Here is a 13,262-nt window from a genome sequence, read left to right as displayed (position 1 = left end):
TACGGTTATGTGCTTCAACGTAACACCCGGTAACCATTTTCATCCTTCATTCCCCACCAAACAACCAGCATAATTACACCACCAACCCGTACAACTATCCATCGTGAAATTCTGCGTGCACATCCCGGCTACGTATGATCCACACCCGCCTCCGGCGACTCCCTCCAATTGTTCGTCAGTCAACTCTATAAGATTTTGCGGCAACACCAGATATACAACCTTAGCCGATTCCTCAACGACTTTAACCTCGACATCTTCAAAAATCCGAACGCCTAATTGTCCAAGAGTTTCTTTGGGATTATCCACCAATGCTTTCTTGAATTCTTTGTCTGATTGCGCCTTCTTGATAAGTTGTTCCTCAAAATCTTTGCGGTTCATTTGTTTCTTTTCGTTTCTCTTCATTTTTGGTTACCTCCATATTTATTTATTTCTTTTCATTTTCTTTCGTTCCGGCTACTTTGGCTTATGGCTTTCTAAATGTTAATACGTTGTGGCAGGTTTTCATTACACAATTTTTCTGTAAAATTTTTGCTGTAACAAGTTCTTCTTTGTCAAATAAAATTCCTGCTAAAAATTTGTTCCTATGTAAAAAACCCTGTACTTATTAGATTTCCAGTTTTCCGGATAATCAAATGAGAACTTTACCATGTTGCTATCTTCTATCTCATGCCACGACATATCCCCATCATTCATTCTAAACGAAATACCACTACATATAGTGGCTGACATGCCTTATTTGCCCTTAGAGCCACTATTCGTCATCAGAATTATACTCTCCACGTGTGCCGTATGCGGAAACATATCCATCGTTTGAATTTATTCAAACGGGATATGGCGGCAGAAATTTATCTGTTTAGACTTTCCTGAAATAACATTGCAAGGCTTTGTGAAGGCAATTACTATGAAGAATGTGCGAAAGCCGGAATAGATCTCAAAAAGGTTGAGGCTGCCACAGGTATTTTTGAAAAAACGATTAAGGAACAGAACTGTCAAATCCCGGTTTTTCCCGGGATTCCGGAGATCATGACGGCAACGGCACAACGGTTCCCTTCATATATCGTTACTTCTAATTCCTCCATAGCAGTGGCGGCCATGCTGAAACACCACCAAATCGAAGGAATCCGGGAAATCCTTGGATTCGAAGCAGAAAAGAGCAAGGCCAAAAAGATCAGTTATGTCAAAGCACTTTTTCCCGGAGAAAAAACATATTTCATCGGTGATACCTCAGGCGATATTCTGGAAGCTCACGCTGGTGGCGTTGATGTCACCAGCGGCGTGACCTGGGGATGGCACAGTGCAGAGGTTTTGACTCACTCCCATCCTGACTATCTCTTCCATGAAGTGTCGGAGCTCAGAGATCTTTTGTATGCCCTGTCCGACAGCACAAATGACGCGCATATCGCAAATTAATGTCAAGGGACCTGTCCCCGTGACATTACAAATGACGCGCATATCGCAAATTAATGTCAAGGGACCTGTCCCCGTGACATTATTTGTTGATATTATTCAGACATTAGAATATAATTAGTAGAATAAAATTCTGCTATTATCGACCCAAAACTCGCCTATGGCTTTGACAGGAGGCAGCGTATGGAGCTGATGAGCGCGAAACAGGCCGCCAAAATTTGGGGAATTTCACCCAGACGTGTTGCGATCCTTTGCAGCGAAGGACGGATTCCCGACGCCCAGATGGTCGGTCGGAGCTGGGTGATTCCGGCTAATGCCGAAAAGCCCGCTGATGCCAGAGTCAAATCCAAGCGATACATCAAAAGGAAAGAAGCCAACGGGAGCGGACGCGACCATGGCCGTGAGGAGTGAAGCTATGCTGCGTATCGCAATCTGTGACGATTTACCAGATCAGCTAGCAAAAATTAAAACCGCTGCGGAGCAATATTTTGGAGCATATCCAGATGAGCAGACCGAGATTTTTACATACGACAACCCCCTTATCTTTCTAGAAAGTCTGGACAAGACCGGCGGCTTCGATATCTTGCTTCTGGATGTGTGCATGCCCGGTATCGACGGGACCCGGGTGGCCGCGGAAATCCGAAGGCGCAAGGACAAAAGTGAAATTATCTTCCTGACCACCAGCGATGAGTTCGCTGTGGAGGCCTTCGCCCTCAAGGCAGCTCACTACCTGGTGAAGCCCTTCACTCAGGCGCAGTTCGGCGAGGCGATGGACCGGGCCATGGTGCCCTTCGCCGCAGGGCAGGTTCCAAAGGTTGCGCTGAGGCTAACTGGCGGAGGAACGCGAGCACTTGAACTGAATGAAATTCTCTGGATCGAGAGCCGTAACCACACCCAGGTCGTCTTTTTGAAAGACGGGGGTAGCGAGGAGGCCCGGGAATCCCTCTCGCAGCTTCTCTCCGAGCTGGAGGAGCTGTCGCCGGGGCAATTCGTCAGCCCTTGTAAAGGCTACATCGTCAATCAAAAAGCTATCCGAACCGTGGAGCCCAAGGCAATTATCATGCGCTCCGGCCAGACGATCCCCCTGGCGCGGGGCGCCTTCCGGGAATTTTCGGATCGATACTTCGCCTATCTATTTCCCAAAGGAGGTCGGACATGAGCGAGCTTTTACCGGATTTTCTGAGAGCCCTTGTCAGTACGACCGGAAACGTGGTGCTGATGCTCTCTCTGTTGCAGCCAAAGTACGGGAAGAAAGTGACCCGTTTGGCCATGCTGGGAATCCTGAGCGCCGATCTGGGCACCGCCGTCTATTGTTACCTCAATGGCACTCTGACCCTGTTGGCCAAGATTGACATGGTGCTGTTCGCCGTGCTGTGCTTCGCTGTCAAGCCCCTGTTCAAGGATACCTTCATGCAGTGGCTGTTCAGCTATATCACCATTCAGAACGTCAGCGATATGGTCATCGTGCTCAGCTTTATCGGATCGAGGCATCTGCCCTATCCTCCCTACGCCAATGTAGCGATACGGCTGGTATTGTTTTTGCTTTTTTACTGGTTGCTGCGGTTCAAGGTGCGTCCCCTCTACCGCCAGATGGTGGAGCATTGGAGCGTCTTCTTCTATGTGGCCCTGACTGTGTGGGCTACCTATACCTATTTTGTCGCCACCAGCGACGATATTGTGGCGACCCTGACCACCCAGGCGATCCCATTGCTACTGATCACCGCCATTGCGATTGCCGCCTACGCCTCGGTCTGTCATTCCCTGTCCACCATTTCCCAGGAGCATACCCTGCGGGAGGAAAAGCTGCGTTCCGACGCCCGGCAGGAGCTGTTGCAGACGGAGTTGTCCTCACAGGAGGCTTTTGTGAATCTGGCCAAGCAGAACCGCCACGACCTGCGGCACCACAACGCCTTGCTGGCGGACTATCTAGAGCGCGGGGACGTGGAGGGAGCAAAGGAATATCTGCTCCAACACGATGCCCACATCACAGAGGCAGCACTGAAGCAATACTGCAAAAATCCGGTGGTCAACGCGGTTCTACGACTCTATGCCCGCCGGGCGGAGAACGGCGGTGTCTCCTTTTCTCCTGATGCCGATGTACCGGAAAAGCTACCCCTCACCGCACCGGAGACCGGCGAGCTGTTTGGAAACCTCCTGGAAAACGCCTGCGAGTCCTGCGAAAAGGTGGGTAGCGGCGGTTTTATCGCCCTGACCGTGCTGGCGGACGACGGAGTCCTGCGGCTGGAGCTGCGCAACAGTGTGGCGGTCCAGACCGACTTTGACGAGAAGGGGCTGCCTTTCACCACTAAGGAAGGCGGCGGCACCGGTACTAGGAGTACCACCACCATTGTGCAGCGGTACGGCGGAATGCTACGTTTTTTTCAAGAGGGCGACGTGTTTGTCACCCAAATGTTCTTGCCTCTGAGTTAAACTTGAACTTACGGCGCCTCTTGACCAATTTGGTCGAGAGGCGCTTTTTTCGTGCTTAAATGACATTTTACGAAAAATTAGGACGTTTCACGCAGGATCGTCCGCAGGCTTGTCGCAAAATGCTACCCTGCATTTATCAGAGTATGCCTATGGGCTGCCGCCGGCCAGCCCGGCGGCGGGATCGGAACAAGGAGTGTTGCAGAAATGATTGAAACTCATGGAGATATCATCACGTTCAGGCAAGCGCACAGTATGTTTACAGTTCGGCTCATGATCCATCTATAAGAAAGTCGGGAGGCTTGTAATATGAACATTTTAACAGACCGAACGAGCGAGGTTGAGCAGAAACTCAGAGCGATTCACATCGACACACGGGACGGCTGCTCCTTTTGGAGAGCGCGGGATGGCAGCATGATTCAAATCCATCAATGCTGGTACTGCGCATACGGACAATTCAATCGTGAGAACCCAGATGTTCACCAGCAGGGCCTTTGCAAATTTAAAAGATAAACACCCATTTCAAACGGAAGGAGGAGTTGCCGATGCACATTGTCATCTGCGCCGGCAGTGCTAACGACAGAAAATCGCTGCGCCGGGCGCTGCGGGCTGCGGCGGCTATTCCATGTTTGCCGGCTGTCCCGTGCTGGAGGCGGACGTGGGGCTGGACTTCGACGCCCTGCTAAGTTTCCTGACTGATGGCTATTTACAGAACACTTCCCTGTATGAGGAGCCTTATGGAGATGGCCGTATTGTGGCGGTTCCGTAAGAAAGACCGGTCTCTTGGCGCCCCGCAACCGGGACGGCAACGTGTGGCCGCGCCGGCAATATCCGGCGTTCACGCCAAGAGGCGGCGCAACGGCGAAGGAATGTCGGTACTGCATCTATGCGGATTTTCACCAAGACAAATCCCACACCCTGGATGTAGGTGTGCGCTACTCCCCCCAAAAAAGCGAAAGGAGAATGGGAAAAAATGGAACGAAAATTCTTAAGCATACTGCTGGTAGTTCGCATGGTGTTTACCATGCTGCCGGCCACCGTCTTTGCCGCCGAGTGCGATACCGTTAACGTGGGCTCTGTCGGCAGAATTACCGCGTTCGACGAGTTGGGCGGTAACTTTGAAAGATCCGTTCCGTTTGACGGATATACCTATGCCTTGTCGGTTGAGAAGGGTACATCTGTGGAGGATCTCAACCTCCCCGACGAGTTGGGTGTGACCATGGAGCGAACAAGCACCGTTACAACACCCTCCGAAGATGATGTAAGGGATTCCGGCGGAATCATGGGCGAGGATACCGCTACGCCGAGCGAAAGTGAGGAAGTGACAGATACCGAAGAAGAAACCTCCGTGTCCGAAAACGCGGTCGCGTCTCCGTCCAACGCGGACGAGGGAGGAACGGAGGAAAAGACATCCACCGCTACCACCCATGAGACAGAGACGATCTCCGTCTCATGGCAAAGCAACAAAGACTTCAACTCCGACAAAGACGGCAATGTTATCTTTACCGCTGAACTGCCGGAGGGCTATGTCCTTGCCACTGGTGTAGAGCTGCCGCAAATTAATGTGATTGTGGGAATACAGGGGCGAGCGGCCATCACACCTCCCACGGCGGCGGAGTACGCGGCAGATGCAGGCAGCGCCACCGATTACACCATTGACGGCACCACCCTTACCATCAAAACCGCCAAGGGCGCTGCGTTCTGGTCAGCGAGCGGCGAGGCTTATCTTGCCTACACCGTCAAGCTGGACGCCGACATCGATGTCTCTGGCTTTCAATGGACGCCCGTCGGCTCTATCGACGAGGATGGTAACCTTATCCCCTTCTCCGGCACCTTTGACGGCCAGGGGCATACTATTTCCGGCATGAACTTTGCCAATAATGTGCAGCTTGCGGGGCTGTTCGGCTCTGTCAGCGGTGCTGTCATTGAAAACCTCACGGTCAGCGGCAGCATCACTGTAACGGAAGTAGCGAGCGATTGGGTGGAGGAGAACCCCGGCTTCGCGGCAGGCATCGTCGGCATGGCATCAGACACCACCATTACCAACTGCCACAGTGAGGTGCAAATCACAGCCGACATTGCGGCCTCTTTCGCCGCCGCGGGAATCGCCGCCTTTGCTGGCGACAATGTAAGAATTGATGGTTGCTCCAACGGCGGCGCGATAACCGTCAATGGAGTTAACATGACCTTTGCGGGCGGTATCGTTGGGGATATGGAGCTGCTCACTGGCAGCTCTTCCATCAAAAACTGCGCCAACACCGGGGCGCTGACGGCTGATGTTACGGGTGGCGATGGACAAATCGGCCTGGCCTATTTAGGCGGCATTGTGGGGCAAAAGTCTGGTGATGAAAACCACGAGGACATCAACGCGGTGGTAGAAAACTGCTACAACTCAGGCACGCTCAGTGCCACCTCGTCGGGCATCGCCAATGTGGGCGGCATTGCGGGGAATAATTACGGCGACAGTTGGGAGCGCATCAGCAACTGCTATAACGTCGGCACAGTAACCGGCGCTGCCGGTCTCGCCGGCTTTTCCGCCGGAATCGTCGGCAGTAACAGCACCGGCAGCGTTTACAGCAGCTATTGGAAGACCGGCACCGCAGACACCTGCGTGCAGTACAATGGCCTTATTTACAATTGCGGCATCTTTGACACCGCCGGCGCGCTGGCCGCCACTACGGATGAGAATGCGGGAACCGGGTATCCGGAACACGGCCTGCTCTATGGCAGTAATCTTTTGACCGCCCTCAACGGCTGGGTGGAGGCACAGGCCGCGCCCGGCGATTACCAGACGTGGATCATGAAGTCCGGCGTCAACAATGGCTATCCCATCTTTGGCGCGGAGATGGAAAGCGTCGCCACCCCGACCTTCAGCCCGGCGGGTGGAACCTATTCCGCCGCACAGAACGTCACAATTTCCTGCGCAACAACGGGCGCGGATATTTACTACACAACGAACGGCACCACGCCCACCACAGACAGTATCAAATATACCACGCCAATTTCAGTGAGCGCCACGACCACCATCCAGGCCATTGCCGCCAAATCCGGTATGGAGGACAGCGGCGTGGCGACGGCAGCCTATACCATCCAGACAGGCGGCAGCACGCATTCCGACGGCGATTCCTACACCCCGCCTGTGGATAACAAGCCGGAAACGGTGGTCACCGTGCCGGCGGAAGCCCCATCCAGCAGCGACAGCAAGGGCAACGCCACCATGACCGTCACGCAGGACAAACTAAACGAAATTCTCAAGACCGCGCAGCAAATTGCCGCGCAGCAGGGCGTTAAAGAAAACGGCATCGTGGCCGAGCTGACGGTGAATACTCCGGCGGCCACCAAGAGTCTCACTGTCAACCTCCCAAAGGTCGTACAGGACACGCTTGTGAAAGAGCGCGTGGTGGAATTAAAGATCAATTCGAGTGCAATCGAAATCAGCTTTGACAAGGCCGCCATCGGTGCCATCCAAAGCACCGCCGGCATGGATGCACAGATAACCGCGAAGCCTGCCGCCGTGCTGTCCGCCGAGGCAAAGGCCGCCATCGGCAGCCGCCCGGTGTTTGACCTGACGCTGACCTACGGCGGTAGAATCATGAGCAGCTTCGGCACGGGTAATGTGTATGTGGGCATTCCCTACACCCTCGGTAAAAATGAGCAGACAGGCAACATCGCCGTGGTCTATGTGGACGAGGGCGGCAAGGTGACTTGGCTCACGCAGTCCAGCTACGACGCCACCCGAAAGCTGGCGATCTTCGCCACCGACCATTTCTCCACCTACGGCGTGGCTTACAAGCCCGGCGCGCCTACGTTCAGTGATATTGACAGTCACTGGGCCAAAGACGATATTTTGTTTGTGGTGAATAGAGGATTGTTCACCGGCACCGGGAGCGGCAAGTTCGGTCCCGATTTGCCCATCACAAGGGGAATGTTTGTGACCGCGCTGGGGCGGCTGGCCCAGGCCGACGTGAGCAGTTGCAAGCAGAGCAGCTTTTCCGACGTTTCCGACGACGCCTATTACATGGGCTATGTGGAGTGGGCAAATAAAAACAGCATCGTGAATGGCATCGGCGGTGGAAAATACGCACCGGACGCTATCATCACCCGCGAGCAGATGGCGGTAATGATAGACCGATACGCCACGGTGATTGGCTTCCAACTTCCTGCCGTTCATACGGAAAACACCTTTGCTGACGGCGTCAGAATTAGCAGCTGGGCCAAGGATGCCGTGCGCCGGGTGCAGATGTCCGGTATCATCAACGGCAAGACCGGCAACTTTTTTGATCCGCAGGGCGATGCCACCCGCGCCGAGGTTTCAGCGGTGCTCAAACGCTTCATTGAGCTTGCCATCAACAGCGACACGGCCCAAGGCTGGGTGATGAATGACAGCGGAAAATGGATGTACTACGAAAACGGCAAGCCAATTGTGAGCGCCGCCAAGACCATCGACGGCATAAGCTACTCCTTTGACCAGAACGGCGAGATAGCCGACGTGCCGAAGAACCGGCAATACGCACTCTACACCGCACAGAAGGGCGACAGCTTCTGGCTCATCGCCCACAAGTACGGCTGCAATATGTATGAACTGGCGGGGGTAAACGGCAAAACCATTTTCAGTATCATTTATGCTGGTGAAGTGCTGAAGGTGCCGGAGAAGTAAATTGCAGCTAAGGAGAAATCAATAACAATCTAATCTGGAGGAAAAGAAAACGACGATCAATAAGACTTTGAATGCGACCGAACTGACCGTGGCGCTGGCCGGCCGCCTGGACACCACTACAGCGCCCCATCTGGAGGATGGTCTGTTCACCAGTATGCTGCGGGCATGACCGGGGCGGACATTGAAAACGGCGATTACATCGGCGCGTTCACCGCACGGTTTGACCGGCCGATCACGGCATTTGAAGGAGCGAAATAAAAGGGAGCAATCCCACGAAAGTACAGGAGGCACTATGAAACAAAAAGGATTCCCAACTCTGGCTTTGACGCTTGCGATAACGCTGGGCCTGCTCTCTGGGTGTCAGAATACGTCTGCGCCCAATCTCTCGGCCGCCCCTGCACTGACCATGGACAAGGCATCCGAGGTCAATACGGCGGCTCACTTGCTGGAAAACTACAAGACCATCACCTACGCCCAGCTGGACTACATCGGCGGAAACACCATGCATATGACCTATTTTAAGGACGAAAACGGGAATTACTGCGCCACGGAAGACGACTCCGGCTATACCGGCTATCGAACGGATTGCTTTACCTTCTCTCGGGAGAAGGGTGAATCCGCCTATCATCTCTCCGCCACAAAAGATGCCAAGGTCAGCGACTATCTGTTTATGGTGTCTGACAGCGCATTTATCTCCCAGGTCACCGATGCCAGCGGTAATCTGGTGTGCAAAACCCAGGCGGACATTGATCAGGACTTTGCCGATCAGCTCTCAGAGACCTGGCCGGCCACTACCGAGGACAAGATGGTTACAACGACTGTCTTTGCCGCCGATGATTTCCGCGTGCTGTCCATTGATTTTAGCCTCCGCCGTCCCGATGGCTCGGAGTCCCAAATCGCCTCCGGCGTGATGCTTTATGACCGGGAGGTGCAGTACACTGACGCAGTGCAGAGCTATCTGGACGCAGAAAAGTACACTGTGGCCGTCCAAATGCCCGATGGCAGCAGGCGAACTGCTCGAATCCCTAAAGGAGAAACATTCTCCTGGGATTGTGACGAGGGTTTTGCCCTATATTTGGACGCAGCTGGCAAAACACCCCTTTCCGAAGAATCCGTCCTCACGGAGCAGGATATGACACTGTATGTTCTGGAAGCCCAGAACTGATGTGAAAGAAAACGAAGGACATGATGACAAACGAAAATACACGATAAAAGGAGCAAGTATTATGAAAATTACAGGAAAGCTTGTTGCGCTATTGCTGGCGGCAATCATGCCGCTGACGCTTGCCGGCTGCGGCGGTACGGAATCCGCCGTGCAGGAGGAAGAGCAGGCCATTCCCACGCAGGGATATCTTACCATGCTGGATTTTGAAAAAGAGCAGCGGATGTCCTTCTGCGCCGAGCCCCCCTATCCGTCCCTCTCCTTCGGGGAGTACAACCGCCAGAGCTATAATTCTCTCTCCGAGCTGCAGCTTGCGCTGAACGGCGGAAAAATTGACTGGGCCTATCTGCCCTATGACACCGCCAAATATATGCAGAGCGAAAACCCGGATTTGACGGTGGCGGTAGATGCCAGCGTCGTATATTCCTACGCAATGGCGGCGCGGGAAGAGGATTCGGCGCTGGCGGAGCAGCTCGCCGGCGCAGTTTCTGCACTGCGTGAGGACGGCACACTTTCCGCTCTGGAAGATCGGTACATTTATTCCGTGCAGGGACTGCCGGAGGAAGCAGCGGCTCCGGCAAAAACGGAGGGTGCGCCAACGATCCGCATCGGCCTGACGGGCAGCCTGCCGCCGTTTGACTATGTTTCCGCCGGCGGTACCCCGGCCGGGTTCAATGTAGCCTTTGCAAACGCTCTGGGAGAGCGGCTTGGCATGAACATTGAACTGACTACGGTAGAGGTGGACGCCCGCCTGACGGCGCTGGTCAGCAAAAAAATTGACGTGGTGTTCTGGATGATGGTGGACGACTCGGCCGAGGATGCAGACGCCGACGGCGTGTGCATCACCCAGCCCTACCACAAATCCTACGGTGCCGCCGTCACCAAGGACTACCCGTATGAGGACATTCTGACCCGCTTCGGACTGCTGAAAACGGGCGGCGCATAAAAAGTTGTGTTTAGAAAGTGGGTGATTCCATGTCCTTTCGTGACATTTTTTACAAAACCCTTATCGACGGCGGCTCCTGTCTCACTATTTTGAAAGGTCTTTGGGTGACCGTGGAGATTTCGCTGCTGTCCGTTCTAATCGGCACGGCACTGGGTGCGCTGGTCTGCGCCGCAAGAATGTGCAAAAACCGTCTGATACGGGGTGCGGCGGCGGTGTATATCGCGGTTCTGCGCGGCAGCCCGGTGCTGTTACTGCTGATGCTGATGTACTACGTCGTTTTTGCCCGCAGCGACCTGTCCGCACCCCTCATTGCGGTGGCGGCCTTTTCACTAAATGTCTCCGCCCATGCGGCGGAATGCTTCCGGGCCGCGCTGACCGCCACCGACAAGATGCAGGCCGAGGCGGCGCGGACGCTGGGCTTTTCCGGCTGGCAGGCATTTCGGCTCATTTCCCTGCCTCAGGCTGCGAAGATTGCACAGCCTACCTATCAGTCCACATTGGTGAATTTGATTCAGTGGACCAGCGTGGTTGGCTATGTAACCATTACAGATCTGACCCGCGTCATCAACAACATCGGCAGCCGCACCATGCAGCCGCTGTTCATGATTTTGGTAGGAATGCTGCTATATCTGGCACTTGCCTATCTGTGTTACGGAGCCTTTACTCTGGCAGAAACCATTTCGAGCAAAAGAGCAGATAGGAGGCGGGCACAATGAGCATGATCAGAGTTGAACATCTTTCCAAGTCATTTGGCTCTTTAGAAGTGCTGCGGGACGTCTCCCTCACGGTGGAGGAGGGAGAGCGCATTGTCATCATCGGCGGCTCCGGCTGCGGCAAGAGCGTATTTCTGCGCTCATTGGATTTGCTCGAAACGCCGGATGCCGGGCACATCTTCATTAACGGCGATGAAATCACCGCTAAGGGCGCGAATGTCAACCGCATCCGACAGAAAATGGGCATGGTCTATCAGGGGTTTCATCTCTTCGAGCACATGGATGTGTTGGACAACCTGACGCTGGCTCCAATCCGTCTGCGGGGCGTGTCCCGGGATGATGCTGAGCAAAAAGCCGTAGAGCTGCTGAAAATGGTGAGTCTGGAGAGCCGGAAACACACCATGCCGGGGGTCCTCTCCGGCGGGCAGAAGCAGCGTATTGCCATTGCCCGGTGTCTTGCCATGGAGCCGAAGATTATGCTCTTTGACGAGCCGACCAGCGCGCTGGACCCTACCATGGTGGGCGAAGTGCTGGCGACTATGCGAATGCTTGCCAAGCGCGGCATGACCATGCTTATCGTGACCCACGAGATGGCCTTTGCCAGAGAGGTGGGTACGCGAATCCTCTATCTTGACGAGCGCGGCATTTACGAGCAAGGCACGCCGGAAGAAATTTTCGACCACCCGCAAAGGCCGAAAACCAAGGCGTTTATCCAAAAACTGAAATACTTCTCCCAGAAAATCGACCAACGTGATTTCGACCTGATGCAGCTTCAGGGCGGGATTCAGCGCTTTGCGGAGAAGTACGGCATCGGGGACAAATTCGCCCACCGGCTCCAGCTTTGCGCGGAGGAGCTGATTTACGAAATGCTTTCCGGTGCAGTCGCCGAGGACGCGGCGGTGAAGCTGGAAGTGAATATCAGTTACAGCGAGGCGGACAAATCCATTCTGCTGGAGCTGACCTGCGCCGGCAGCGAGTATGACCCATTCTCGGTTCCCGAGGATGACGAAGCGCATCTGGGGGTGACCATTCTAAGGAATGTGGCGAGGGAAATTTCCTGCGCCTACCGTGACGGCATCAATCAAATTATCATTAAGCTATAAAAGAGAGGAGACAGCATCATGCTGAAAAAATTTTTGGCGGTCACTCTGGCCGCGCTAGCCCTCTGCGCAGCCCTCTCCGCCTGCAGCGACAGCACGGCAGGGAGCAAACCGGAAGGCAGCGCCCGCCCATGAGCGCGGCGTTTTCGACCGTCGCCATCGGCGGCGGGGCCATGGTGGTCTCTCACGCCAATGATAGCTTTTTCTGGGTAGTCACCGGCTTCGGCGGGCTGGATGTGAAAACCGGCTACCGCACCTACACAGTGGCCACCCTTTTTTGCGGTCTGTCCGTGCTGGCCGGGGTTCTGATTCTCTCAGCAGTATTACTTTGATTGAACATAAAACAGGAGGCAATATGGAAAAGAAACACATAAACAGACTGCTTGCGGCGCTGGTGGCGCTCAGCCTGCTTCTCTTTGCAGTGCTGGCGGGCTGGCTCATCTATGATCATACCCACGCGGCGTCTTTCTCAGGGCAGCCCATGCAGCAGGCGAGCAAGTACATGCTGTACGTTGGAACCAATGACCCGGCTACCCACACCCAGCCGGTTCCCACAGAAGAAATGAAAGCGCAGGTGGACACCATCTGTGAAAAGCATGTAGAGGGCTTCACCGTTTTCCGCGCCAACGGAAATTGGTTCGACGCTACGGGCACGCAGGTGCGGGAGGACACGCTGGTTTACTGCTTCTATAATGCGACGGATGATCAGATAAAGGCTGTCATGGACGAGGTGCTGGGAACCTTTCATCAAAGTGCGCTGGTGCTTGAAAAGACGGACGCCGACATTATTTTTTACAGCGGCAACGCGCGTCAGTAGGCAGCCAGAGCGCACCAAAATCCAATGCAAAGA

At 54.3% G+C, this 13,262-nt stretch carries 11 protein-coding genes and 1 pseudogene; 11 read left to right on the top strand and 1 reads right to left on the bottom strand.

Going from position 1 to position 13,262, the window contains the following annotated elements; translation table 11 throughout:
* Positions 1 to 39 precede the first annotated feature (39 nt).
* Positions 40 to 402: an NHLP leader peptide family RiPP precursor gene (locus DCMF_RS19665; RefSeq protein WP_148135998.1), complete on the bottom strand. Its 363-nt coding sequence runs from the start codon at positions 400 to 402 to the stop codon at positions 40 to 42.
* A gap of 471 nt (positions 403 to 873) precedes the next feature.
* On the opposite strand from DCMF_RS19665, the gene DCMF_RS19660 reads away from it, so the two are divergent.
* The 11 genes and pseudogenes from DCMF_RS19660 (at position 874) to DCMF_RS19610 (ending at position 13,229) form a co-directional block, all read left to right on the top strand.
* Positions 874 to 1,410 (top strand): HAD family hydrolase, encoded by a 537-nt coding sequence (locus DCMF_RS19660; protein ID WP_148135997.1) that lies wholly within the window; start codon positions 874 to 876, stop codon positions 1,408 to 1,410.
* Positions 1,411 to 1,590: 180 nt separating this feature from the next.
* Positions 1,591 to 1,818: a helix-turn-helix domain-containing protein gene (locus DCMF_RS19655; RefSeq protein ID WP_148135996.1), complete on the top strand. Its 228-nt coding sequence runs from the start codon at positions 1,591 to 1,593 to the stop codon at positions 1,816 to 1,818.
* Between the two features lie 4 nt (positions 1,819 to 1,822).
* On the top strand, positions 1,823 to 2,566 hold the full coding sequence (locus DCMF_RS19650; RefSeq protein WP_148135995.1) for a LytR/AlgR family response regulator transcription factor: 744 nt from the start codon (positions 1,823 to 1,825) through the stop codon (positions 2,564 to 2,566).
* A complete protein-coding gene (locus DCMF_RS19645) occupies positions 2,563 to 3,837 on the top strand; it encodes a GHKL domain-containing protein (protein ID WP_148135994.1) in 1,275 nt (424 codons plus the stop codon). The genes DCMF_RS19650 and DCMF_RS19645 overlap by 4 nt, the downstream gene beginning before the upstream one ends.
* 970 nt (positions 3,838 to 4,807) lie before the next feature.
* Positions 4,808 to 8,491, top strand: coding sequence for an S-layer homology domain-containing protein (locus tag DCMF_RS19640; protein WP_148135993.1), 3,684 nt, complete (start codon positions 4,808 to 4,810; stop codon positions 8,489 to 8,491).
* A gap of 241 nt (positions 8,492 to 8,732) precedes the next feature.
* Entirely contained in the window at positions 8,733 to 9,656 is a 924-nt protein-coding gene (locus DCMF_RS19635) for a hypothetical protein (protein WP_148135992.1), read from the top strand.
* 61 nt (positions 9,657 to 9,717) lie between these two features.
* Positions 9,718 to 10,599 carry a transporter substrate-binding domain-containing protein gene (locus DCMF_RS19630; protein ID WP_214658745.1) on the top strand — a complete coding sequence of 294 codons (882 nt, stop codon included), beginning with the start codon at positions 9,718 to 9,720 and terminating at the stop codon, positions 10,597 to 10,599.
* Positions 10,600 to 10,628: 29 nt separating this feature from the next.
* Positions 10,629 to 11,315 (top strand): ABC transporter permease subunit, encoded by a 687-nt coding sequence (locus DCMF_RS19625; RefSeq protein WP_148135990.1) that lies wholly within the window; start codon positions 10,629 to 10,631, stop codon positions 11,313 to 11,315.
* Positions 11,316 to 11,317: 2 nt separating this feature from the next.
* Positions 11,318 to 12,034, top strand: a pseudogene (locus DCMF_RS30355) (amino acid ABC transporter ATP-binding protein); the annotation flags it as partial.
* A 509-nt stretch (positions 12,035 to 12,543) separates the two neighbouring features.
* Positions 12,544 to 12,744: a GntT/GntP/DsdX family permease gene (locus DCMF_RS19615; RefSeq protein ID WP_148135989.1), complete on the top strand. Its 201-nt coding sequence runs from the start codon at positions 12,544 to 12,546 to the stop codon at positions 12,742 to 12,744.
* 23 nt (positions 12,745 to 12,767) lie between these two features.
* A complete protein-coding gene (locus tag DCMF_RS19610; protein ID WP_148135988.1) occupies positions 12,768 to 13,229 on the top strand; it encodes a DUF3574 domain-containing protein in 462 nt (153 codons plus the stop codon).
* Positions 13,230 to 13,262: the final 33 nt, after the last annotated feature.

Source organism: Candidatus Formimonas warabiya (assembly GCF_002777255.1).
Classification (GTDB): domain Bacteria; phylum Bacillota; class Dehalobacteriia; order Dehalobacteriales; family Dehalobacteriaceae; genus Formimonas; species Formimonas warabiya.
This window is presented reverse-complemented; position numbering and strand designations above follow the sequence as displayed.